This window comes from Bradyrhizobium sp. Pa8 (assembly GCF_052588265.1).
Genome location: NZ_CP176767.1, coordinates 878,668 through 901,574, shown reverse-complemented (window position 1 = coordinate 901,574; position 22,907 = coordinate 878,668). Strand labels below are relative to the sequence as shown.

Here is a 22,907-nt window from a genome sequence, read left to right as displayed (position 1 = left end):
CTCGGTCACTTCGCCGGCGGCGCGATATAGATATTCCAGCTCATCGACGGGCCGGCCTTGCCGTGGGTGAAGCGGCGCGTCGTCATCACGATGCGCTCGGCGTTCGGCGCGATCTCCGAGACCCATTTCTCGAACGCCGGCAGGCGGCCGTCGGTCGGATCGAACACGCCGATGAAGCCATACTTCCTGGCGTCCTCGCGCGACGTCAGCCCGGAATCCCATGCTTCGAGCGGCATCAACGCGGCCGGATGATCGGGGCTATAGAACACCATCGGCTGGATCGACTCCATGGTGCCGGCAACGACAGCCCAGCGCGAGCCGAAACGCGTGTGCCAGGCCTGCGTCAATTCACGCGCCAGCTCCGAGCGCGCGCCGTAGGTCGCCGTGTTACCGGCATTGGCCGCCATCTCGCGCGCGGCGATCCAGGGCGAGGCTGCGAGCGTGGCGACACTGAGCACGAGCCAGATCGCGGCGATGTTGAACAGGGCCGCACTCTGCACCCGCAGCGCCGGGATCGCGACCAGCGCCAAGGGCACCAGGAAGAACAGCGAGATGCCCCAATCGGTCTTCATGTAGATGCTGAAGGCCAGCGCGCCGAGCGGCGGGCCGACCGCGACGATGATCTGGATGATCCAGACGTTCAACGCCTGCGCAACATTGACGCCGGGATTGGCGCCGCGCCCCCAGGCGCGCGTGACGATGCGTAACGGTGCGCGCAGCAGCAGCGTGAACCAATGCGGCACCAGCGCCATTGCGAGGGCGGCCAGCGCCACCGGCAGCGCCAGCAGCGCCAAATTATGCAGGGCGTAGCCCGCCACGAGCTGATGGACCTGGCGGCTGTCATCGAGGCTGTAGGTATCGCCGGCATAGGTCAGCGGCACGAAATGCACGCCCGCAAGCCAGACGATATGCGGGATCATCGCCACGACCATCGTCGCGATCGCCACCCACGGCGCCGGCGACAGCAGGAATCGCAGCCGGTCGGGATGGATCAGCGCAGCAAGGCCGATGGCGCCGATCATGGTCAGCACCCAGTATTTGGTCATCAGCGCCAGCGCGCCGGCGAGCCCGAACCAGATGCCGGACTGCCAGGTCCGCTTCTCGAAGGCGTTGAGATAGGCGAGCACGAGCAGCGGCAGCGTGACGAGCTGGAGCAGGTCGGGATTGTACTTGAAACCCTTGAAATTGAAGATCGGGTAGAGCGCGACCATCACCACGACCAGGAACGCGCGCCGCGCGTCCACGACGCGCAAGCTCAGCAGCCAGCAGATCACCATGCCGACGCCGACGGTCGCCATCGCCAGCGCATAGGTCGCCCAGTCCGCCGCCGGGAACACCCTGAACCAGAGGCCGGCGACCCAGCCCGACAGCGGTGGGTGCTTGCCGTAGCCCCACAGGAATTCCTGGCCCCAGCCAAAGGCTTCTGCGACGTCCATGTGAACGTCCTGCGCTGCCTTGAGATTGATCAGGATGAAGGTCCAGATCACCGCATGCAGGATGGCGAGCTGGATCACCAGCCAGAGCCGCGCTTCGGGCCGGATCGCGCAGGCGACCAGCCAGGCCCGGAAGCGGTTAAAGCTCACCCGGGGTTTTGCGCGTGCTCGGGCGGAGGGGATCGAGGTCGTGGACATGAGCCTGGACATGGGCCGTTGCGTAGCGCGTTTTGGGCCCTCGTGGAATCAGCTTGGCGTGAAGAAAGGCCCTGAAAATACAGCAATATGGTTGCCGCACGGGGATGTGAGTGGTATCCCGCGCCCATGACGACCGTCCCCATTTCCAACATCCGCAATTTCTCCATCGTCGCCCATATCGACCATGGCAAGTCGACGCTGGCCGACCGCCTGATCCAGATGACCGGCGGCCTCACCGACCGCGAAATGGCGGGCAAGGAGCAGGTGCTCGATTCCATGGACATCGAGCGCGAGCGCGGCATCACCATCAAGGCGCAGACGGTCCGCCTCGCCTACCGCGCCAAGGACGGCAAGGACTACATCTTCAACCTGATGGACACGCCCGGCCATGTCGACTTCGCCTACGAAGTCTCGCGGTCGCTGGCGGCCTGCGAGGGTTCCCTGCTGGTGGTCGACGCCAGCCAGGGCGTCGAAGCGCAGACGCTTGCCAACGTCTACCAGGCGCTCGACAACAACCACGAGATCGTCCCGGTCCTGAACAAGGTCGACCTTCCCGCGGCCGAACCCGAGAAGATCAAGCAGCAGATCGAGGACGTCATCGGCATCGATGCCTCCGACGCCGTGATGATCTCGGCCAAGACCGGCCTCGGCGTCCCCGACGTGCTGGAAGCCATCGTCACCCGCCTGCCGCCGCCGAAGGGCGACCGCGACGCGACCTTGAAGGCGCTCCTGGTCGACAGCTGGTACGACGTCTATCTCGGCGTCGTCGTGCTGATCCGCGTCGTCGACGGCGTCATGAAGAAGAACCAGCGCATCCGCATGATGGGCACAGGCGCGGCCTATGACGTCGAGCGCGTCGGCTTCTTCACCCCGAAGATGGAGCAGGTCGACGAGCTCGGCCCCGGCGAGATCGGCTTCATCACCGCGGCGATCAAGGAAGTCGCCGACACCCGCGTCGGCGACACCATCACCGACGACAGGAAGCCGGTCACCGAAATGCTGCCGGGCTTCAAGCCGGCGATCCCGGTGGTGTTCTGCGGCCTGTTCCCGGCCGACGCCAATGACTTCGAAACGCTGCGCGGGGCGATGGGCAAGTTGCGCCTCAACGACGCGAGCTTCTCCTACGAGATGGAAACCTCGGCTGCGCTGGGCTTCGGCTTCCGCTGCGGCTTCCTCGGGCTATTGCACCTCGAGATTATCCAAGAGCGGCTGTCGCGCGAGTTCGACCTCAACCTGATCGCGACCGCGCCAAGCGTGATCTACAAGATGCACCTGACCGACGGCCAGGAGATCTCGATCCACAATCCCGTCGACATGCCCGACGTGGTCAAGATCGCCGATATCGAGGAGCCCTGGATCGAGGCCACCATCCTCACTCCCGACGAATATCTCGGTAGCGTTTTGAAGCTGTGCCAGGACCGCCGCGGCGCGCAGAAGGAGCTGACCTATGTCGGCTCCCGCGCCATGGTGAAGTACGATCTGCCGCTCAACGAAGTCGTGTTCGACTTCTACGACCGCCTGAAATCGGTCTCGAAAGGCTACGCCTCGTTCGACTATCACCTGACCGACTACAAGGTGGCCGATCTCGTCAAGATGCAGATCCTGGTCAACAACGAGCCGGTCGACGCGCTGTCGATGCTGGTGCATCGCACCCGCGCGGAGGGGCGCGGCCGCGCCATGGTCGAGAAGATGAAGGAGCTGATCCCGCCGCACATGTTCCAGATCCCGATCCAGGCGGCGATCGGCGGCAAGGTGATCGCGCGCGAGACGGTGCGCGCCCTGCGCAAGGACGTCACCGCGAAGTGCTACGGCGGCGACATCACGCGTAAGCGGAAACTTCTGGAGAAGCAGAAGGAAGGCAAGAAGAAGATGCGGCAGTTCGGCAAGGTCGACATCCCGCAGGAAGCCTTCATTGCCGCGTTGAAGGTGGACAGCTGAGGCGAACGCTCAGGCCACTCCGGACCTGACGAGATTGGGCCTCGGCCCGGATATCGGGGGCCGGCAAACAAGATTCGCGAAAACAACCCCATGCACAGTAGCCGGGCCCTTGTCGGCATTGGGCTCTTTCGATTTTACGAAATCGATTTGACCCGTCGGGCAAAACAGGGGCATGATGACATCATGGCAGCGGGTGTGCAGCGGGCGCCCATCAGCACGCACCATCTCGACCGCCGACCGATCGGCAACCTCTGAATTCGATATCTAGGCGCCACGTCGGTGACGGCTTGCGCCGGCTACTGGCCCGTCAACCGACCCGCCAAGTGCAGCTCCTCGAAGACCGCTTTTGACCCCGAGGCGGACATTGACCTTCCGTCCCAAGAGATTACGGTTTGCTCGCTAGGTGGAGAGCTAATCATGCCTCTGCGCGTTCGGGTTATCGTGGCCGTATCGCTTGTAGTGATGGCTTTTCCGTGCGCCGCGGCGGCACAAACCGCTTCCGTGGGAATATCCGCGGAACAGGCACGCGAGGAAAATGCCTATGCTATCGGTCTCCAAGCCTACTTGTGGGGCTTCCCGTTGCACTATTACAGCCGCAGCAGTCCGAAAAGCATCGAGGTTGGCGGAACCTACATCAATGATTTTCGCAAGTTTCCCGAACTCAAGACGGCTAAAGACAAGTTTGTCGTTACACCGAACAACGTAACAATCGACGCGTACGCTACTTTCGATGTGACGGCCGAGCCGGTTGTGGTCTTCGTGCCCGCGCTCACGGAGCCCCGCTGGTACATTGTGCAGATCGGGGATTCCTTTGATGAGATTATTCGCAACCTCGGGGGCACCAAAGGGCCACAGCCCGGCGTCTATGTCGTCACAGGACCGGACTACACGGGAGAGGTGCCCGGCGAGATGATCCCAATCAAGAGCCGCACCAAGATCGGTCTGGTTGCGGTGCGCATCCTTGCCAATGGCGCTGCCGATCTGCCCAAAGCGGCCGAGGCCCAGAAGGGCTTCCGCTTGATGCCGTTGTCGGCCTACTTGCGCTCGGGTCTAGCCTACAAGCCGCCAACCCCTCGGCCTTCGATGACGCTGTACGACAGCAAGGCGCCAGCAGATATTCGCTTCTTCGACGAGCTGGGCGACGCGATGCAAAAGCGCCTTCCTGCCGCCACGGATGCGACTGACTCTCTAGTTGGGTCGTTCCAGCAGATTGGATTGAGCGTCGGCAAGGGATTCGCTTGGGAGACACTGGACGAACCAACCAAACGCGGACTCGCGCGCGCAGCAAAAGTCGGCGCGCAGATTGTCGATAAGAAGTGGGAGGCGACGGGCGAAATTACCAACGGCTGGAAGTACACGTTTGCCGGCGGAAGGGCCGGCTACGATCCGGGACTTCGTGCGGCTCTCGCCAAATATGAGGTCGGGGCGCAGCTTTCCGATCAGGTGATTTACCCCAACACCAGCGTCGATGACAAAGGCGAGCAACTGACGGGCACGCGAAAATACGTTCTGCATTTCGACGCCGGCAAACTGCCGCCGGTGGCGACCTTCTGGAACTTGACGATGTACGGAAGCGATATGCTCTTCGTGGAGAACGATTTCGGCCGCTATAGTTTCGGAAGCACGACGGACGGACTGAAGAAGAACCCCGACGGCTCGCTGACTGTCCTGATCCAGAAGGACCAGCCGGCGGAGACAGCTAATTGGCTTCCCGCAGCGGCCGGCAATTTCAATCTCACCTTGCGGTTCTATGGGCCAGAGACGCCCGTACTTGACGGTTCTTACCGGCTACCTGCCATCAAACGGGTCAACTGAGGTCTGTTATTGGCCCCTTAGCTGCCTCTCTGTTTCTACGCCCTGACGTCGGCTTGCTGGGTGCGAACGGACCAAGGACAAATATGGTCGCGACGCCAGCGTGTGACCCGCTGCGGACATTGATTGGCTCATAAGACAACATTGCTGTCACACAGAATCTCGTTTTTTCTAAATACCTTTCCAGGAATGTTTGAGGTAAGCCGGAGTTAACATGTTCGGTTGGATTGGGAGCTCGAAGGCGTAGCCTGCAGGAGGTTTCTATGGCCAACTTGATGATCAGGATTGTGACGCTGGCAACGTGTTCGATTGCGCTGATCGTCGCGTTCTCGGTCACTCCGGCTGTTGCGGCCCCGGGCACCGAGCCAGGTGGCAGTGACGCAGACTATAGCGGGACGGGGCAACGCTCCGCTAATCCGCCTTCGTCATACCCGAAGCGGTCGGGCAACAAGGCCACTCACGCGCCCAAGCCCAAAAAAGCGAAGCAGTCCCTGTTCGACGACCCCGCCTTTGCTCATGGGTACCGCGCAGCTTATTCGGCGGTCTACGACCGCACCGACTATGCCTCTGCGATTGAGCAGTTGAAGACGCTCGGCCACGACGATCACCCGAATGTGGCCAATCCGATCGGCTACTCCTATCGCAAGCTCGGCCACTACAAGCTTTCGCAGGTCTGGTACGAGCGCGCCCTGAAAGCAGATCCGAACCATGTGCTGACCTGGCAATATTACGGTCTATGGCAAATCGAGCAGGGCAACCGCGATCAAGCGCAATATCATTTGAGTCGGATCGCGGCGATTTGCGGGACTGGCTGCGAGGAGTACCGGTCGTTGGCTGCCGCGCTAGAGAAGCCGCCCGGCACTAGCCTGGTTTATTAGGGCGCTTTGCAGCGGCGGTCAGAGCTCGGCGCTAACGCGACGGGTGAGGCTATGTCTGTTCATGGCCCGTGTGAGACATGGTGGTGCAGTCTGACGATTTCCGTTCACAGGGGTAAACCGGAAGAGAGCGGCACGCGGCCAAAGTGACGCGATTAACCCAAAGGCGACGTCACTGCTCCGGCACCCCAGCCAAGCTCAGCCCCTCATACAGGTGAGCGCGTCCGGCGAGGTAGATCGGGTTGTCGCTTGGCAGGTGGAAGCGCACGCGGCGTATGGAGAAACTTGGATTCAGGGCAAGTGCCGCCCGCGCCGCGCGCTTAGCCTCCTCGATCGCACCGAGCCGCGCCAACGCAGCCGCCAGCCAAAAATGCGCGAGCGGATGATTTCGATTGGCCTCAATGCTACGGCGTAAGCAAAATACCGCCTCTCCATATGCGCCAAGGTGAAACTTGGCCATTCCGACGATCATCAGCCAAATATAAGAACGGGTATCGCGAGGAGACAAGCGAAGAGCCTCCTGCACATCGGCTTCAGTCTCCCCTGCACGGCCGATATACACCTTGGCGAGACCGATCCAAGCGTGAGCATGGGCCAAATTGCGATCCAGCGCCAGGGCCCGTTCGCATTCAGCAATACCCTCAGGCACGCGGTTCGTAAGAACTTGGACGACGCCCAATCGCAAGTGCGCCAACGCATGCTGAGGAGCCAGCGACAAGACCTCATTTATAGTCGCCTCGGCCATCGCAAGGCGCGGAGTGGGCTCGTCTGTTAACAATGCGGCGACCGCTGCTTCATCCAGACCTGCGCGGCCGACCAGCGCCTCGATGCAGCCCGGGTCTAACACCAAGGCTCGTTCGAAAAAGCCGCGCGCCTGCGTCAGGTGCTCTGACGTCGTCCCTCTGTTCGCGATAGCGACGCCCTGGAAATAAAGATCCATAGCGTCTGGATCTACGGAGCGTTGGGCTCGCCGCGCCTCGGCCGCAATGAGCTCAGCATTTAGCGCACCAGCCAACCGAGCGACGATCTCGTCCTGCATATCGAACAGATCAGCAAGAGGTTTATCAAACCGTTCGGCCCAAAGGTGACTGCCACTTTCGCTGTCGACAAGCTGAGCGTTCACCCGAAGCCGATTACCACTCCGCTGGACAGATCCTTCAAGCACGTAGCGCACGTTCAATTCGCGCCCAACCCTCTTTAAGTCGATCGTCGCACCTTTGTACGTGAATGCGGTGTGTCGGCCGATTACAAATGCACCGGATATGCGCGACATGTCCGTGGTCAAGGCCTCTGTGACGCCGTCCACGAAATACTCTTGCTCCGGACCACCACCGAGATTGGCAAAAGGCAGCACGACAATGGAAAGACGAGGTGGAGAGGATGAAGGCCGAAGCGCCCGCTGTGCCCGCGACGATGTGCTCAGGTCATCCCAGATTACAGCGTAGGACCGCACAGCGCGATCAATGTTCTTGAGAGGTCGCTCGCCCAGATCGATGAAGTCGACCCCAGCTTTGCCGCGGACATGATCGTACGCAGAAGACGAGATACAGATGCCGCCTGGTTGCGCCAAGCTCTCAAGCCGCGCTGCAATGTTGACGCCATCTCCGAAGATGTCATGTGGCTCAACAATTACGTCACTAATGTTGATACCAACCCGGAAAGCAATGCGCCGTTCTTCAACGTCATTAGAGGTCAGCTCCTTGACGCGGCTCTGGAACAGCACCGCAGCTCGAACCGCTTCGACGGCACTCGGAAACTCGGCCAAGAACCCGTCGCCGGTATTCTTGACGATCCGGCCGCTGTGTTCGGTGATTGCTGGATCAACAGCCTCTGCCAATAGCGCTGTCAGTTTGGTGTGCGTCGCCTCTTCGTCATGATGCATGAGCCTCGAATAACCAGCCACGTCGGCGGCCAATATGGCCGCCAACCTGCGCTCGACCCGCCCTAGCCGCTCCTGCGCCATGGCCCGCGATCCGTTTTGAATGCCATTGTACGACGGATCAGATGGAATTCCCAGCCGGACCGATGTCGCCTATTGGCCCATCAGCGAAGTGGCGACACCTTTCATTGAGTCCCCTTGGTGGGGTAGAGCGGACTGACTTTGCTCACTCTGAGTTCTTCGCCTTTTTACCCCAGGCAGACATACCAAGCCCTGTTCATCGAGCACGCGCTTGTTTGAGAAAGCCTAGCGCCAGGATGAGAAAGACCGGGACGATAACTACAAAGGAAAGAAACGCCGTCAGACTTTTATGCCAAAACAAAAAGCACGTTGCTGCCGCGATGATGGTTATCGATAGGGTCGAGCCAACCAAAGCCAAGGTCTGTTTCGTACGCTTCATAGAGGCCCCAAATACGAAGACACGTGTCAGTTGCACTAACAAGCCCTAACGCCAGCCCAATTGCCAGTGCCACAGAGTCCGCTCATCGGCGGCGGTCAGGACGGCGCCGGTTGACCCATCGCCGGCATCACCCCTCCGGCACTCCGGCGATGTACAATCCTTTGACCATGCGTTTGGCTCCTGCAACGAAATTCGCACCGCCGCCGCGCACTGGAACGTTTCTGAGGCGACGGATCGTAAATGTTGGATCAAGTGCAAGTCCAGTTTTGGCGGCCACTTGCGCCGCGTCCAGCCTCCCAAGAAGCGCGAGTGCTGCAGCATACCCGAAATGCAGCAGCGGATAGTTTCGGTTGGCCTCGATTCCTCGCGCACACCAAGCGGCCGCTTCAGCGTCTGCTGCGATCTGCAGCTTGGCAAAGCCCGCCGTGTTCATCCATCGGAAGGCGGAGATATCGCGAGGGGAAAGGCGCAGTGCTTCGTTGACGTGGAACTCGGTATCTGCACCGCAACCCATATAGAATTTAGCCTGACCCATCATCTCGTGAGCGTCAGCCAGATTGCGATCCAGGGCCAAGGCTCGCTCGCACTCAGCCACGCCTTGGGCCGTCCGGTTGGTATAGATGAGCACCATGGCCAAGGTGAAATGTGCCCAGGCATGGTCCGGAGCGAGGCGGAGCGCCTTTAGCACCATGGTCTCTGCCGCTGCCAGATACGAAGGCCCGTTGTCGGTCAGGAATGCCGCGACAAGCGCTGTCTCGACCAACGCGCTCCAGCTCATGGCGTCGACATTTTGCGGATCAGTCGCCAGAGCCCGTTCAAAAGAACTGCGAGCTTCTGTCAAATTCTCGAGTGTCGCTCCCCTATTGCAAGAATGGCGGCCCTGGAAATAGAGATCCATGGCATCGGGATTCAACGTTCTTGCCGCGCGACGCGCCTCAGCCACGATGAGCTGATTGTCTAGAGTCCGCGCAATCCTGGCTACGATTTCGTCCTGCATATCGAGCAGGTCGGCGAAGGGCTTGTCGAAGCGGTCGGCCCACAAATGATTGCCCGTCGTCGCGTCGATCAATTGAACATTCACCCGGAGACGATTGTCGCCACGCTGCACCGAGCCTTCGAGCGCGTAGCGAACATTCAACTCACGACCTATCTGCCTGACATCGACCGATTTGCCTTTGTAGGTGAACGCGGTGTGCTGGCCGATGACAAATGAGCCACTGATGCGTGATAAATCCGTGGTGAGGCTCCCGGTCACACCATCGACAAAGTAGTCCTGCTCGGGGGCGCTGCTGAGGTTGGCGAAGGGCAACACAACGATGGAAAGGCGCGGTGGTGAAAGCGACCTCTGCGCCGCATCATCGTTCTGCGCCACATAGCCAGGGGGGATGGTTGTGGGCCTTTGCGCCTCCTGCACTGTGCCAACAAAGCGGAAACCCTTGCGGGTCATCGTCTTGATCAGACGCTGTCTCGCGCCCGTGTCGCCAATTGCGCCGCGAGCAGCATTCATGCGCGTCGTGAGCGCGGCATCCGAGACGATGCGACCACTCCAAACCGCACCGAGGAGGTCGTCCTTGCTGACAACCCGCTCCCTGTTGCGAATAAGGTATAGGAGCAAGTCAAACGTCTGTGGCGCAGTGGCAATCAGCTCGGCCCCGCAGCGCAGCTCGCGCTGGTCCGTATCCAATACGTAGTCCTCGAAGAGATAGCGCAAGGCCGTCTTCTCCGCCTGGTAGACCACATTTCTTCCCAAGCACGCTCATCGCAGAGTGACACCGAGAATAGGCCGGAGACGAGAAAAAAGTAAGTTGTTCGTTCGGTCTCTCCTCATCCACGCGCTCAGCATTCCGTATTGGAGTCCTTATATTTTGTTGTCGGCAACCCTAAGTGTATTTCCCGGATGACCGGGCGACAATCGGTTCGGCCCCGCCACCGCGCATGCGCGTCTAGCGCGTTCGACCGCGAAGATTACTGAACCTGCTTCAAGTAGGCTTCAACCTCGCGCAGGTCGTTCTGCGGCGGAAATGACAGCAGAGCCTGAGACGGACTGCACCATGGATAGGGAAGCGAAGATAGCCAGCGCATCACGCCATCGAGCTCGGCGCCCGATAAGACTTTCATGACTTCAATGGTGATCACCAGCCTCACCACTTTTCCGTGCTCATTGAAATGCCAGTCGTAACGTCCGCATCCAACTCGCAGCGGTTGCCCGCCGGCCTTAGCGGACATCCCCACCAACCAATGGCACTGAAAGCGCGCTCGGTCAGTCTCGGAAGGCTGGGATAGGCAGAACGTGTAGATGTTCTCGTATTCGACACCAAAACGACGCACCAAAATTTCCTCCACGGCATTCAAGCCGGAAGCCGTGTTGGGGAACGAAATGGCGTCGGTCTTGACCACCATTTCGAGTGCAATGTCTTCAGCGAACGCCTGCCTCATCAAGAACGGTCGGTTGCCGTCCTTGGCCAGGATGTAGGTTCTTACTGCTTCGGCAGGTGTGGGCATGGTGCCTCAGGCTAACACACTCGGGCTACGAACGGGAATGTCCACTCCCGGCCCGTCAGCGAAGCGGCGACACCTTTCATTGAGGTCCGCTTGGTCGGGTAGAGCGGACTGACTTGCTCACTCTGAATTCTTCGCATTTTGACCCGGACCGGAAGCTGACCGAGTTCGTGTATGAACCATTTGAATTGTGACCCCGACCAAGGGTCGGAAGAGGGTTCGGGGAAATAGCTCGCGATCTTGCGATCAGCGACAACAACCGTGGCGCCGCGTACTAAAAGAAAGCTTTGAGCCCAAAATGATGAGCAATTGAGCTATGCAGAAGCGCTCAACCTTCAATGTAAGGCAATTCGGAGTTGGTGGTCGAAAGACGCTCTTCTTGCTGCTTCTTCTTTTCGCGATCCCCGCGGACGATTGCTCCGCGCAGACACCGCCGCCGCCAGTCGACGAACATGCGTTCGAGCGCGTGCCGCCGACGGTCGTGAAGAGATTGGCGACCCGCTTTTCGCTAGGCGCATTCGCCGGCCGCTTCGAGGAGACGCCGCTCGGCGCGGTCCGCGAAGCCGTGGGCGAAGGGACCATCCAACACCAGGGCGACGCTGGAGATAGCATCTATTGGCTGTGTTATAGGCGCGCGCGGCATCGATTATGGGTTGTGTCCAGCGGAGAGATGGGCGGCCCCGACCATCTCGTCACAGAGATCGTTGAAGAGCTCACCGAGAACGACACCGAGACCTCGACCGATTGCGCCATCATCCCGGAAAAGTTCGCGCCCCTCGTCTTCGACGGCAAGCTGCATTTAGGTATGTCGCGTTTGGAGGTAGTCACGGCGCTGGGACCGCCGTCGAAGTCGGAAGCTGCTCAGATGGTGTATTCTCACGACGGAAAGCTCGCGGACGGTTTCGATGAGACCGCATGGCTCATTCTCCGATTTCGTGAGGAAAAGCTCGTGTCCATGCGCGGCGGCAAGACCACGACGAATTGAAGTGGCTGCTGGCAGCGTTCATGCTTCACAGCGCGATGCGAGCGAGTCACGCCCGCTCCCGCACGATCCCCATCACATACCCCAGCTTCTCCACCACCTTCGGCGAATGCAAGCCAAGAGCACTTGGTCATCCACTTTGGCGTCGCATAGGTACGGATACAGTCGGTTATTTTGGCAAGCTGGGCGTGATCTTCCGCGATCTGGTCCCGAGGCACCGGTATCGGCGACTCCAACGTTTGGTTGTTGCGGAAGGGCGCGTACGATATGCATTGCAGTCTGGCATTCGGATCGATCGGCGCGCGCGCCAAGTTGATCGGTATGACCAGCCACCACCGCACCGCGGCGATCGCACCCAGGGATATGATGAGACGCGCCAGAGCTGGCCTCCCATCTGCACAAGCATCGCCATATCAAGCATTTTTACCGGATGCGGCGCGTCGCCGGGCAGACGCGATTGACTCGTAGGCGACAAATCCCCATTGCAGCCTGCTCGTGTACAGCTCGCCAATTGTAGGGTAGGTTCCGGGGTTGTCGCGTGCCGCACGTGTCTGATCCGCCAGCAGGCCTGGGAGTTGGTCATGCAGCCGATGAACGAGGTCCCGTTCGAGACGTCCCTGGCCGAATATGCCGAAGACATGCTCGACGCCTGTACGCGATGCGGGAAATGCGTCGAGGCTTGTCCGAGTGTCGAGCCGGCCGGCATCTCGCGGACGACAAAGTCCGAAGACATCATCGGCGGCATTCTCGAATTGGTCCGTACCGGCGACGGCCCGGAAGCTTCGCGCAAATGGGCGCAGTCCTGCATGCGGAGCGGGGCATGCATCAAGGCGTGCGCCTATGGCGTCAATCCGCGCTTCCTGCTGAGCATGGCGCGACTTGGCATCGCGAAGTCGGACAATGAGCTTGCCGAACGACGCCGGCGGGGTGTCGAGAAGTACCGCGACGGCGGTCGTGGCGTGAACGTGCTTTCGCGCCTGCAACTCGATGCGGACGTGCTCGAACGACTGGGTCAGAGTTCGGCGTCGGTCGCCACGCCCGTCGAGGCGCCGGATTTCGTGTTTTACACCGGCTGCAATGTGCTCAAGACGCCGCACATCGCCCTGCTTGCCCTCGATATCATGGACGCGCTCGGCGTCAGTTACCAGGTGATGGGCGGACCGAGCCATTGTTGCGGCATTCTCCAGCTCAAGTCTGGCGACGCAGAGATGGCCGGTCGTATGGGATCGAGTACGATGGAAAAGCTGTCGCACTCCAACTCGGGGCAGGTGATCTCCTGGTGCCCGTCGTGCTACGTCCAGTACACGGAGACCATCCTGCCAACGGTGGAGCGACAGCACGGGTCGCGCCCGTTCGAGATGAGCCCATTCATGCGCTTTCTCGGCGACCGGCTGGCGCAGCTCAAGCCGCACCTTCGGCGCAGGGTCGAAATGCGGGTCGCGCTGCACAAGCATCCCGGCGTGGCCGGCGTCGTGGAAGCCGCCGCCGAAATCTTGACGGCGGTACCCGGTATCGAACTCGTCGATCTGAACCAGCCGGCGGTGGGTTTGCAGAGCGTGGATGTCGGCGTGCTTCCAAACTTCAAGCGCGAATTGCAACTCATGGAGCTTGAGGCGGCGCGCGATGCAGGTGTCGATGCACTGGTCGCGGTCTATCATTCCGATCATCGCGAACTGTGCGCGCACGAGCGCGACTGGCCTTTCCGTATCGTAAATATCCTTGAAGTGGTCGGCGAAAGCATGGGCCTGCATCGGCACGATCGCTACAAAGAGCTCAAGATCATGCAGGACGCCGACCAGATCGTCGCCGACTGTAGCGACCTGATCGCAAAGCACTCGCTTGATCCCGGCAATGCGCGTGACGTGGTGGTGAAGGTGTTGCTCGGCGACCAGCCGCTTCCCCTGAGGGGTGGCGCGTCCCCAGAGTCGCGCGCGGCGGGTGTGGCGCCGTCGTAGCAGCTTGACGTCACCTGTTGGCCCACCGCGCACGGCTTCACGACGTCTTCTTCGCCTGCACGTGTCGCGCGAACTTGTCGAGGATGGCCTGCCAGCCGCCCTGCTGCTGCTCAACCGAGTGTGTCGGTTCGCTATCGAAGACAACGCGGACGACGACGCCCTTCGCCCCGGGCACGAACTCGACTTCGGCCTTGCGATCGCCGAATGAATATTCGATCAGCTTGTGTTCGACGATCGTCGTGTAGGTACCGGCGAAGTCAAAGCCCATGCTGCCGTCCTTGGCCTCCATGCGCGACGAGAAGACCCCGCCTTCCCGCAGGTCGACCGTAGCCTTGGTCGTATGCCAGTCGTCGGAAGCGGCGTTCCACTCCATGATGTCAGCAGGTGTCGTATAGGCACGCCAGACCTGATCGATGGGGGCTGCTACGGTGGTTTCGACGGTGATCCTCATGAACATAAGCTCCTGGTTCGATTTTCTAGGTGACGGCATCACTTACGTGTGCGGGGTCCATCCAAGGACGATCGAGACTGGTCCATGCCGACAGGGTCGAGCCGTCAAAGCGTTGAAAACACAAAAATGTCAAAACGTCTGCTGGCCACCCACCAGCGGCCGCGAACAAACTGGGGATGAGGGTCACATTTGTTCGATGCGGCTCGTGGCCATTGAACCTGACCCGAGCTCGACGACACTATCTCCCTGCTTCCTAAACCGCCCCGCCCATCCCGGAGATACGGGGGAGTGTCCGTCATGCGAAAGCGAAACTGGCGATTGATTGCCGTAGGCTCAGTGCTGCTGGTGCTCGCCGTCCTGTTCTTCCTCTCGATGCGGGACATGACGCCGTGGTCCAATGATCCCGCCGCCCTGATGCGCACGGTCGGAGAGGTCTCGGGCGCCGTCGGCGGCGTCAGCCTCGTCATGATCGTCTTCGGTCTGATCGGCAGGAAAGCGCCGGCCTGACCAACGTCGTTCCGGAAGGCCGGACCACGGCGGTATCACGCCTGCGCGATGACAGGGAATAGCAGGCCTTCGATGCAAATCTGAATGTCTGAACCGCACACGCAGGGCGGGATGCATTTGGAGACACCTATGATCACCTCAAGGATGCTGATTGTGGTCACGATCGTATCGACGATGGGCGCCGCTTCGGCGCAACCTTTCCACCCCTCGCTGCCCGGAAAGGAAACGACCACCAGGCCGTGGACGGCGCCGGTCGGTCACCGCCAGCCCCACGCCTCCGACGTGCCCTCGGCAAGTTTGGGATCGCTGGATTACCTCGACCAGGAGGATGCCAACGTCGATCGCAAGATCTCCGGCGTCTGCCGGGGCTGCTGATCGAACCTGCGCCAGGGCCTGATGGGGATGAGACTCGACTGGCGTCCCCAACGGACGGCAGTCAGTGCCCGACCTTTCGGAATTCGACCAGGCTGAACGAGCCGACACCGCTGCTGCCGACGAAGGCGAAGCCGGCCAGGACGCCGAGCCTGCGGTACTCGGCTTCCGTCCGCTCGCGGCCGCCAGGTCCCCGCAGCATATTGAGGTCGCTCATGGCGCAGGAGCGGTCCTGGGTCTCGGTCGTCGCAGGCTCCGGCATGATCCGCTCGATCACGATCAACGTTCCGCTGGCCGGCAGCGCGTCCCGGCAGTTGCGCAGGATCACCTCGCAACGATCGTCCTTCCAATTGTGCAGGATGCTCTTCATCAGGATCGTGTCGGCGCCGCCCGGGACCTTCTCGAAGAAACTGCCGGCAACGAACCGGCAGCGATTGGCGATGCCAAGCCGGTCAAAATGCGCCCGCGCTCCCGGCTCGCAGCGCGCGAGATCGAAGGCGATGCCCTCAAGATGCGGGCTGTGCTGGAGCACGCCGCCGATCAATTCACCGGTGCCGCCGCCGAGATCCATGACAATGCGCGCGGTCGCGAAGTCGTGCGCCGCGACGATCCTTGGAACGATGCTCCGCGTCAGGCTGACCATCGCAGCGTTGAAGCGGCGGGTGAATTCCGGCGCATTGCTCGTCGCGGCATAGCGATCGTCGCCATCGCCGCGCAGCTCGCCCGCGCTCTTCCCGGAACGAACCGAATCGACCAGTCCGATCCAGGATTGCGCGAGCATCTCGCCCTCGAAGAGAACCCAATCCTTGAAGGAGGGGTCGGCGGTCTCGTCGAGCTGCCGGCCGAGCTCGGTGATGGCAAACCGGTCCCGACCTGCCTGCCTACACAGGCCGAGTGTCGTCAGGCCAACGAGCAATCTGCGCAGCGCGCTTTCATCGGCGGACACCAGCCGGGCGAGCTCGGCTACCGATTTCGCCTCATCGCCGATGGCCTCGGCGAGATTGAGCTTCGCCGCCGCATAGATCACCGCGGTGATGCGATGCGACTGTACGAGATCATGCACGGATGCCGGCCCGCTCATGTGTTGCCTCCTGTCAATGCCGCTTCAATCGGTCGGGACGAACCCCGTTGCTTGCACGATCGCCTTCCACCGGTCGGATTCGGATGCGATCAGCCGGGCGAAGTCTTCCATGGCGATCGCGTCGGGCTCGACGGCCAGCTTTGCCATGCCGGCCTTGACCTCGTCGGTGCGCAAGGCCGCCTGGATCGCGGTGTTGAGCTTATCGACGATCGGCGCCGGCGTCTTCGCCGGAACGAAGAACGCAAACCATGTGAGGTCCTCGAGCGACGGATATCCGGCCTCCCGCATCGTCGGCACCGCCGGAACAAACAGGCTGCGGCGCGGTCCGGTGGTCGCCAGCGCGCGAAGATCGCCGGATTGGACGAGCCCGAGCGAGCTGCCGATCGGCATGACGGTCGCGGCAATCACGCCCTTGACCAGATCCTGAATCGCGCCACCGCCCTGATAGGGCACGTGAAGAAAATCGAAGCCGGCGCTGCGGCCCAGCATCGCACCGAGAAAATGCAGCGAGGTTCCGGCGCCCGGCGAACCAAAGGTGGCGTGCTTCGGATTGGCGCGGCACCAGGCCACGAAGTCCGCCAGTGTCTTGACGTCGGCCGGTACGCCGGGACCGACCGTCAACAATGTCGGGGTCGAGGCGACAGTCGACACCGGCGTGAAATCCCGCGGATGGTATCTCAGTGTCTTGTAGACGTGCGGAAAGAACATCATGAAGCCGAGCGGCGCGAACAGCATGACCGATCCGTCGGCGTCGGCGTTCTTCACCGCCTCCACCGCGATGCGACCGGCCGCGCCTGGCCGGCTCTCAACCACGATGGTTTCCGCATAGCCGCTCATCTGGCCGGCCACGAGCCGCGCCAACCCATCCTGCAGCCCGGGCGTGAAGCCCGTCAGGATATGCACGGTTTTCGCGATCGGCTGGGCGAGCGCCCGCGGTGAAATATGCGTAGCGGCGAACGCCGCGGCGGCCGCCGACAACACATCACGACGCGTGATCATCACCCGTCTCCCTGATCGAGCCCAGACCAAATGAGATCGCGGCATGCTACCTGGCCATCGCTGCGGCCTCAGGAGCCATGGATGAACCGGGCCGCACGAACACGAAACGGGATATCGCAGAGATCTGCGCGTCCTCACGGCCATCCTGGCCGATCAAAATGAGGCCTGCTCCGCCATTCGCCACCGTCAGGACGACCGCTTCACCCGCCCACGTCCCGATAGGCTCCATCCCGATGGTCAGAAACTCACCGATCGGCTGGTCCAAATACTGGAGCCTCAGCTGGGGCGCGATTTCGGCGGGCGCCAGAGCAAGACCGAGCTGTTGTGCACGCGCATAGATTTCCCGCAGCGAAGCCTCGCCTTGAAAGCCGAGCTCGGCAACCGACACGGCAACAAGCTCAACCTCCGCCTTCTTGCGACTTAGGGTAAAGGCCGGTCGAGCGAGTATCTCATCGGCCGCGTTTCCGACGCCGCAGCCCATTGCACTCATCGCGCTGCGCAGGGCGAAAGTATCCGTGAATGTTCCTATCCGGATCGTCTTCCACACCAGGACATCTGTAGCGGAGCTGATCGGAATCTCCGATCTGGGAGCCGGCGGGCCGACCTTGACCGCCAGCTGCCTCCGCAAAACATCCTGCGCCGTGCATTGAGCCTCGGTGCGATCTACGGAAATCAAGCTGAACAGGTTGATGAGCAACAGAATCGCAAGCGCACTACCAATGCGCCAGGGTGCCGGACGATCGGGCCTTGCGCGGCCTTGCTGCAAGGCAACGTAGTCAATATCGGCGCGCGTCGCGCCGATATCCATCAGCTCCCGATCGCTGAGGGCACAGAGAGCGGTTTGTACCTTCAGCCGTCTGCGGCGCTTCTGCCATGCGCTCCAGACCCGCAGGAAAAGGCTGGTCACTTGCTGCACGGGTGTGGCAGTCCGTCGCACCTGCGCAACGCCGTGGATGGTACTCATCGGCGATATCCCTTGGCGATACCTTTACCGAGGGCAGGATGTCAGGACTTCGCCGGGCACGCTTGACGTGCGGCTTACATTTTCCTGACCGGCGCCTTACTTTACGCCCCAGCAGGTGCAGAGGCGGCTTCATCCGACGCTACGGGAGTGGCAACTTGCGCTATCTCTTCGATGAATACGTGCTCGACACGGATCGGCGCGAGCTGCATCGCGGGGCCGATGCTGTTTCCGTTGCGCCACAGGTCTTCGACATTCTAGATTACTTGATCGGCAACAGGGAGCGTGTCGTCAGCAAGGACGACCTCATGAACGCCATCTGGAAGGGGCGCATCGTATCGGAGGCCGCGCTTGCGACCCGCATGAATGGCGTCCGCACGGCAGTCGGCGATTGCGGGGAAGCGCAGCGCCTGATCAAGACGATCCCGCGCAAGGGCTTCCGTTTCGTCGGAGCAGTCCGGGAAGTACGGGAGCCGGATCCTTCAACCGTCCCTCGCCCGTCAGAAGCGAGAACAGCGGCTCTCCCACTACCGGATAAGCCCTCGATTGCCGTACTCCCTTTCGTCAGCCTCAGCTCCGATCCCGAACAGGAGTATTTCGCAGATGGCATCGTCGAGGAAATCACGATGGCCCTCGCTCATTTTCGCTGGCTGTTCGTGATCGCGCGCAATTCGAGCTTTGCGTATAAGGGCCGGGTCGTCGACGTAAAGCAGGTCGGCCGCGAGCTTGGTGTCCGCTATGTGCTCGAAGGCAGCGTCCGCAAAGCCGGAAATCGCATTCGAATCGCGGGGCAGCTCATCGATGCCGAAACTGGAACGCATCTCTGGGCAGACCGCTTTGAGGGCCCGATTGAGGACATGTTCGATCTGCAGGACAATCTGACGTCCAGTGTCATAGGCGCAATCGCCCCGAAGCTGCAGCGCGAGGAGATCAAGCGGGCAAGGCGGAAGCCGCCCGAAAATCTGGATGCGTATGACCATTATCTGCGCGGCCTGGCGAAATCCCGTTGGTCCAACAACGCAAACACCGAGGCGCTGCAGCTCTTTTGCAAGGCGACCGAACTCGACCCTCGACTGGCTTGTGGCTATGCCATGGCCGCCTGGTGCTATGCGCGGCGCAAGGCGAATGGCTGGATCAGCGATCCGGCGAAGGAAATTGCGGAAGCCACCCGGCTGGCCCGGAAGGCTGTAGAACTGGGAGCAAATGATCCGGTTGCACTGTCCGTGGGTGGATATGCACTCGCCTTCATCGCCCATGAGTTCGACGACGCGGCTGCTTTCGTGGATCGCGCTTTGGCTGACAACCCGAACTTCGCGCAAGCCTGGGCCACCAGTGCCTGGCTGAGAGTTTGGAGGGGAGAGCCGGATCTCGCCCTCGAGCACGCCGCACATGCCGTGCGACTTAGCCCGCTCGATCCGCCCATGTACTACGACGCGCAGGGGGCCATGGCTTATGCGCATTTTCTGGCGGGCCGCTATGACGCGGCAGCATCATGCGCCGAGAGTGCACTGCGTGGTCAGACGAGTTTCCTGCTCGTGACCTGCATGTCCGCAGCCAGCAACGCACTCGCCGGGCGGCATGAACGAGCGCAACGATCCCTCCTGCAAGCCCTTGAATGCAATCCGGATCTTCGTGCCAATCTCGGGAATCTGGCACCGTTTCGCCGGGCAGATGACTTCGCGATCTTCGAGAAGGGTCTCTGCGAAGCGGGCCTTCCGAAAAGGCACGGCGCTGCCACTCCCTGATGGGGTGGACCGATGTTCGCGGCTTACATTTTCGCTACCGAAGCCCTATTGTCGACGGATTGCAGCTCCCACGCCCTCGGAGGATAGAGGGCAGGCTTGGAGAATGGTGCCATGCGCTATTTCTTCGAGGACTGTGCGTTGGACACTGAGCGGCGCGAATTGCGGCGCGGGCTCGATGTGGTGCCCACGACACCCCAGGTTCTCGATCTGCTCGAACATTTGATCCGCAGCAGGGATCGCGTCGTCAGCAAGGACGATCTCGTCAACGCGATTTGGAATGGCCGGATCGTATCCGATGCGGCGCTGACGACCCGGCTGAACGCCGTCCGGCGCGCGATCGGTGACTCCGGTCAGCAACAACGTCTTATCAAGACATTTCCACGAAAGGGCTTTCGTTTCGTCGGCGCCGTGCACGATGAGGATCGGCAACCACGAACTATGGCAGCTGTTACGATCCCGGGTACCTCTGCGAACGCTGTTGGCGAGCGGCGATCCGCCGGTTGGCTGGAGGACATCAGGGGCCGTTTGAAGCTCGTCGGCAGCGTGCTGGCGTCGGTCGCTGCCATCGGCGCAATTGCCGGTGGCGTTGCCGGATACTGGAATGCCTGGAAGACGGTCCGTACCGACGCACAACGGGAAGCTCAGAATATCCAGGCACAGCCGACAGTCAGGCCCGGGATCGCGCCTCGCCTCTCTCTCGTCGTGTTGCCCTTCGCCAGCCTCAACGACGGTCCGGCGCAGGACTCCTTTGCCGACGTGATCTCGACAGGCTTGACCACCGATCTCGCGCGAACGCCCGCCACTCTCGTTGTCGGACGCGACACCGCCCTGACCTACAAGAAGAAGGTGATTGATCTGCAGCAGCTCGGGACGGATCTCCGCGTCCGCTGGGCCGTGCGGGGCGCGGTGCGACGCAACGGAGACCAGGTGCGGGTCAACGTATCTCTAACCGACCTTCAGACCGCCCGCGACATCTGGTCGGATCGGTTCGACGGCGATCTCGCAAACCTGGCCGTCTTGCAGGATACCATCGCGGCGCGGCTTCTCTGCGTCGCACACTTGCACCTCCGTCAATATGAAGAAGCCCTCCAACAGTGCAGCCGCTCCCTCAATATGACCGGCACGGGTCTTGAGGCCTACATGAGCCTGATCTCGGCTTACGGGTGGCCGGGGCAAATGGAACGGGCACGCGGGGGCAGCGAAGCTGCGGCACAAGACACCTCCTAAGTCGACGTTGCGGCGGCCCATGGCGCGTGCCGATGCGCAAGGCGCCGCAAGGCAGCGAGCTCTGTACCCCCCGCATTGCGCGTAACCTTGCCCTCCGCCGACAGATGGGCCACCATCCCCGCGCGCATCAACAAGAGCAAAAGCGCCGAGGAAACGCATGAGCAAGCCGTCAGGGTTCGACTATGGCTGGGTCGTTGTCGCCGCGGGAGCGCTGATGACCTGTGTCGGCTTCGGCACGATGCTGTCGCTTGCGGTCTTCCTGCAGCCGATCTCCGAAGCGATGGGCTGGTCGCGCGCCGGCGTGTCGGCGGCGGCGACGCTGGATTTCCTCTGCATGGGCGTTGCCGCGTTCTTCTGGGGCACCCTGTCGGACCGGTTCGGCACGCGCATCGTGGTGCTCGCCGGAAGCCTGTTGCTGGGGCTTGGCCTCGTCACCGCGAGCCAGGCGACCAGCCTGTGGCAATTCCAGCTGTTCTTCGGCGTGCTGATCGGCGTCGCTGCCGGCAGCTTCTACGCCCCGATGATGGCGCTCGCGAGCGCCTGGATCGAAAAGAACCGCAGCCTCGCGGTGGCGCTGGTCTCTGCCGGCATGGGCGTGTCGCCGGTGACGATCGCGCCGACCGCAAGCTGGCTGATCATGGCCTATGACTGGCGCACAGCGATGCTGGTGATCGGCATCGCCGCATGGGCGCTGCTGATCCCGGCCTGCTTCCTGGTGCGGCCGGCGCCGCAAGCGGCTGGCCCGGCAAGCACCGACGCGGCGCCGGAGATCGAGCTGACCGCGGCGCAGGCGCTACGCACGCCGCAATTCATCGCGCTCGCGGCCGCGCATTTCGCGTGTTGCGCGGCGCATTCCGGCCCGATCTTCCACATGGTGTCCTATGCGATGGTGTGCGGCATCGCGCCGCTCACCGCGGTCACGGTCTACAGCGTCGCCGGCGTCTCAGGCCTCGGCGGACGCCTGCTGCTCGGCGCGGCGGCCGATCGCATCGGTGCAAAGCCCGTGCTGGTCGGCGGCCTGTTCGTGCAGGCGATGTGCATCGCGACCTATCTCGCGGTGGCCCAGCTCGGGGAATTCTACGCGCTCTCGGTCGTGTTCGGCCTCGCCTATGGCGGGGTGATGCCGCTCTATGCGGTGCTGGTCCGCGAATATTTTGGCGCGCGCATCATGGGCACGGTGTTCGGCGCGGTGTCGGCCTTTGCCAGCCTCGGCATGGCGCTGGGTCCCTGGGCCGGCGGGCTCGTGTTCGACAACTTCCAACGATACACCTGGCTGCACGTCGGCTCCTTCGCGATCGGGCTCGCCGCCGTCGCGGTGGCGCTGAGTTTTCCGACCAGACGCAGGCAAGGGCTCGACCTCGGCCGCGCCGCGGCCTGACGAAGCAACGCCTGAACAGCTCGCAAGGCTTCGATCTCGTCGAACGCGCCGGTGCACTAGCGGCGTCCTTCGGCGTCGCCGGGCGTCGTGCACCAGCCGTCAGACCGCCTCTTGATCCGCGCAAGACGGCCATGAGCCACGAACCGGAGCGATCG

At 61.8% G+C, this 22,907-nt stretch carries 17 protein-coding genes and 1 pseudogene; 10 read left to right on the top strand and 8 right to left on the bottom strand.

All coding sequences use genetic code 11. The annotated features are described in order from the left end of the window. Positions 1-5: 5 nt before the first annotated feature. Positions 6-1,631, bottom strand: coding sequence for a glycosyltransferase family 39 protein (locus ACKWRH_RS04220; RefSeq protein ID WP_445222621.1), 1,626 nt, complete (start codon positions 1,629-1,631; stop codon positions 6-8). A gap of 126 nt (positions 1,632-1,757) precedes the next feature. On the opposite strand from ACKWRH_RS04220, the gene lepA reads away from it, so the two are divergent. From lepA to ACKWRH_RS04205, 3 genes are all read left to right on the top strand, one after another. Beyond that, the gene (lepA, locus tag ACKWRH_RS04215; protein ID WP_028160588.1) at positions 1,758-3,569 is read left to right on the top strand and encodes a translation elongation factor 4; all 1,812 of its coding nucleotides are present in this window, start codon (positions 1,758-1,760) and stop codon (positions 3,567-3,569) included. Between the two features lie 417 nt (positions 3,570-3,986). Beyond that, entirely contained in the window at positions 3,987-5,384 is a 1,398-nt protein-coding gene (locus ACKWRH_RS04210; protein ID WP_445219447.1) for a DUF1254 domain-containing protein, read from the top strand. A 260-nt stretch (positions 5,385-5,644) separates the two neighbouring features. Then, positions 5,645-6,259 carry a tetratricopeptide repeat protein gene (locus ACKWRH_RS04205; protein WP_445219446.1) on the top strand — a complete coding sequence of 205 codons (615 nt, stop codon included), beginning with the start codon at positions 5,645-5,647 and terminating at the stop codon, positions 6,257-6,259. 169 nt (positions 6,260-6,428) lie between these two features. On the opposite strand, the gene ACKWRH_RS04200 is transcribed toward ACKWRH_RS04205, so the two are convergent. The 3 genes from ACKWRH_RS04200 to ACKWRH_RS04190 all read right to left on the bottom strand — a co-directional run bounded on the left by ACKWRH_RS04200 (position 6,429) and on the right by ACKWRH_RS04190 (position 11,097). Next, positions 6,429-8,219, bottom strand: a complete 1,791-nt coding sequence (locus ACKWRH_RS04200) for an adenylate/guanylate cyclase domain-containing protein (protein ID WP_445219445.1) — start codon at positions 8,217-8,219, stop codon at positions 6,429-6,431. Positions 8,220-8,722: 503 nt separating this feature from the next. Further along, positions 8,723-10,306 carry a winged helix-turn-helix domain-containing protein gene (locus ACKWRH_RS04195; RefSeq protein ID WP_445219444.1) on the bottom strand — a complete coding sequence of 528 codons (1,584 nt, stop codon included), beginning with the start codon at positions 10,304-10,306 and terminating at the stop codon, positions 8,723-8,725. 254 nt (positions 10,307-10,560) lie between these two features. Next, positions 10,561-11,097, bottom strand: a complete 537-nt coding sequence (locus tag ACKWRH_RS04190) for a hypothetical protein (protein ID WP_445219443.1) — start codon at positions 11,095-11,097, stop codon at positions 10,561-10,563. A gap of 376 nt (positions 11,098-11,473) precedes the next feature. Between ACKWRH_RS04190 and ACKWRH_RS04185 the strand changes: the two genes are divergently transcribed. Together ACKWRH_RS04185 and ACKWRH_RS04180 are read left to right on the top strand one after the other, a co-directional pair. Beyond that, complete coding sequence (locus ACKWRH_RS04185; protein WP_445219442.1) at positions 11,474-12,079, top strand: hypothetical protein; 606 nt, start codon at positions 11,474-11,476, stop codon at positions 12,077-12,079. Positions 12,080-12,558: 479 nt separating this feature from the next. After that, positions 12,559-14,031: a heterodisulfide reductase-related iron-sulfur binding cluster gene (locus tag ACKWRH_RS04180; protein ID WP_445219441.1), complete on the top strand. Its 1,473-nt coding sequence runs from the start codon at positions 12,559-12,561 to the stop codon at positions 14,029-14,031. Between the two features lie 37 nt (positions 14,032-14,068). On the opposite strand, the gene ACKWRH_RS04175 is transcribed toward ACKWRH_RS04180, so the two are convergent. After that, positions 14,069-14,482, bottom strand: coding sequence for an SRPBCC family protein (locus ACKWRH_RS04175; RefSeq protein ID WP_445219440.1), 414 nt, complete (start codon positions 14,480-14,482; stop codon positions 14,069-14,071). Between the two features lie 297 nt (positions 14,483-14,779). Between ACKWRH_RS04175 and ACKWRH_RS04170 the strand changes: the two genes are divergently transcribed. After that, on the top strand, positions 14,780-14,989 hold the full coding sequence (locus ACKWRH_RS04170) for a hypothetical protein (protein WP_445219439.1): 210 nt from the start codon (positions 14,780-14,782) through the stop codon (positions 14,987-14,989). A gap of 129 nt (positions 14,990-15,118) precedes the next feature. Next, positions 15,119-15,364: a hypothetical protein gene (locus tag ACKWRH_RS04165; RefSeq protein ID WP_445219438.1), complete on the top strand. Its 246-nt coding sequence runs from the start codon at positions 15,119-15,121 to the stop codon at positions 15,362-15,364. Between the two features lie 61 nt (positions 15,365-15,425). On the opposite strand, the gene ACKWRH_RS04160 is transcribed toward ACKWRH_RS04165, so the two are convergent. From ACKWRH_RS04160 to ACKWRH_RS04150, 3 genes are read right to left on the bottom strand one after another with little or no spacing between them, the layout of a single operon-like run. Beyond that, complete coding sequence (locus ACKWRH_RS04160; RefSeq protein WP_445219437.1) at positions 15,426-16,442, bottom strand: methyltransferase; 1,017 nt, start codon at positions 16,440-16,442, stop codon at positions 15,426-15,428. A 24-nt stretch (positions 16,443-16,466) separates the two neighbouring features. Continuing rightward, complete coding sequence (locus ACKWRH_RS04155) at positions 16,467-17,441, bottom strand: Bug family tripartite tricarboxylate transporter substrate binding protein (protein WP_445219436.1); 975 nt, start codon at positions 17,439-17,441, stop codon at positions 16,467-16,469. 46 nt (positions 17,442-17,487) lie between these two features. Beyond that, positions 17,488-18,405, bottom strand: coding sequence for a DUF1127 domain-containing protein (locus tag ACKWRH_RS04150; RefSeq protein ID WP_445219435.1), 918 nt, complete (start codon positions 18,403-18,405; stop codon positions 17,488-17,490). A gap of 155 nt (positions 18,406-18,560) precedes the next feature. Here ACKWRH_RS04150 and ACKWRH_RS04145 point away from each other — a divergent pair, with 155 nt between their 5' ends. From ACKWRH_RS04145 to ACKWRH_RS04135, 3 genes and pseudogenes are all read left to right on the top strand, one after another. Continuing rightward, positions 18,561-20,147 (top strand): winged helix-turn-helix domain-containing tetratricopeptide repeat protein, encoded by a 1,587-nt coding sequence (locus tag ACKWRH_RS04145; protein ID WP_445219434.1) that lies wholly within the window; start codon positions 18,561-18,563, stop codon positions 20,145-20,147. 111 nt (positions 20,148-20,258) lie between these two features. Beyond that, a pseudogene (locus tag ACKWRH_RS04140) lies at positions 20,259-20,558 on the top strand (winged helix-turn-helix domain-containing protein); the annotation flags it as partial. 973 nt (positions 20,559-21,531) lie between these two features. Beyond that, the gene (locus ACKWRH_RS04135; protein WP_445219433.1) at positions 21,532-22,752 is read left to right on the top strand and encodes an MFS transporter; all 1,221 of its coding nucleotides are present in this window, start codon (positions 21,532-21,534) and stop codon (positions 22,750-22,752) included. Positions 22,753-22,907: the final 155 nt, after the last annotated feature.

What these genes read in the sequence shown, in the direction of transcription:
- ACKWRH_RS04220 (WP_445222621.1), bottom strand. Translation starts at nt 1,631, where the DNA reads ATGTCCACGACCTCGATCCCCTCCGCCCGAGCACGCGCAAAACCCCGG.
- lepA (WP_028160588.1), top strand. Translation starts at nt 1,758, where the DNA reads ATGACGACCGTCCCCATTTCCAACATCCGCAATTTCTCCATCGTCGCC.
- ACKWRH_RS04210 (WP_445219447.1), top strand. Translation starts at nt 3,987, where the DNA reads ATGCCTCTGCGCGTTCGGGTTATCGTGGCCGTATCGCTTGTAGTGATG.
- ACKWRH_RS04205 (WP_445219446.1), top strand. Translation starts at nt 5,645, where the DNA reads ATGGCCAACTTGATGATCAGGATTGTGACGCTGGCAACGTGTTCGATT.
- ACKWRH_RS04200 (WP_445219445.1), bottom strand. Translation starts at nt 8,219, where the DNA reads ATGGCGCAGGAGCGGCTAGGGCGGGTCGAGCGCAGGTTGGCGGCCATA.
- ACKWRH_RS04190 (WP_445219443.1), bottom strand. Translation starts at nt 11,097, where the DNA reads ATGCCCACACCTGCCGAAGCAGTAAGAACCTACATCCTGGCCAAGGAC.
- ACKWRH_RS04175 (WP_445219440.1), bottom strand. Translation starts at nt 14,482, where the DNA reads ATGAGGATCACCGTCGAAACCACCGTAGCAGCCCCCATCGATCAGGTC.
- ACKWRH_RS04170 (WP_445219439.1), top strand. Translation starts at nt 14,780, where the DNA reads ATGCGAAAGCGAAACTGGCGATTGATTGCCGTAGGCTCAGTGCTGCTG.
- ACKWRH_RS04165 (WP_445219438.1), top strand. Translation starts at nt 15,119, where the DNA reads ATGATCACCTCAAGGATGCTGATTGTGGTCACGATCGTATCGACGATG.
- ACKWRH_RS04160 (WP_445219437.1), bottom strand. Translation starts at nt 16,442, where the DNA reads ATGAGCGGGCCGGCATCCGTGCATGATCTCGTACAGTCGCATCGCATC.
- ACKWRH_RS04155 (WP_445219436.1), bottom strand. Translation starts at nt 17,441, where the DNA reads ATGATCACGCGTCGTGATGTGTTGTCGGCGGCCGCCGCGGCGTTCGCC.
- ACKWRH_RS04150 (WP_445219435.1), bottom strand. Translation starts at nt 18,405, where the DNA reads ATGAGTACCATCCACGGCGTTGCGCAGGTGCGACGGACTGCCACACCC.
- ACKWRH_RS04135 (WP_445219433.1), top strand. Translation starts at nt 21,532, where the DNA reads ATGAGCAAGCCGTCAGGGTTCGACTATGGCTGGGTCGTTGTCGCCGCG.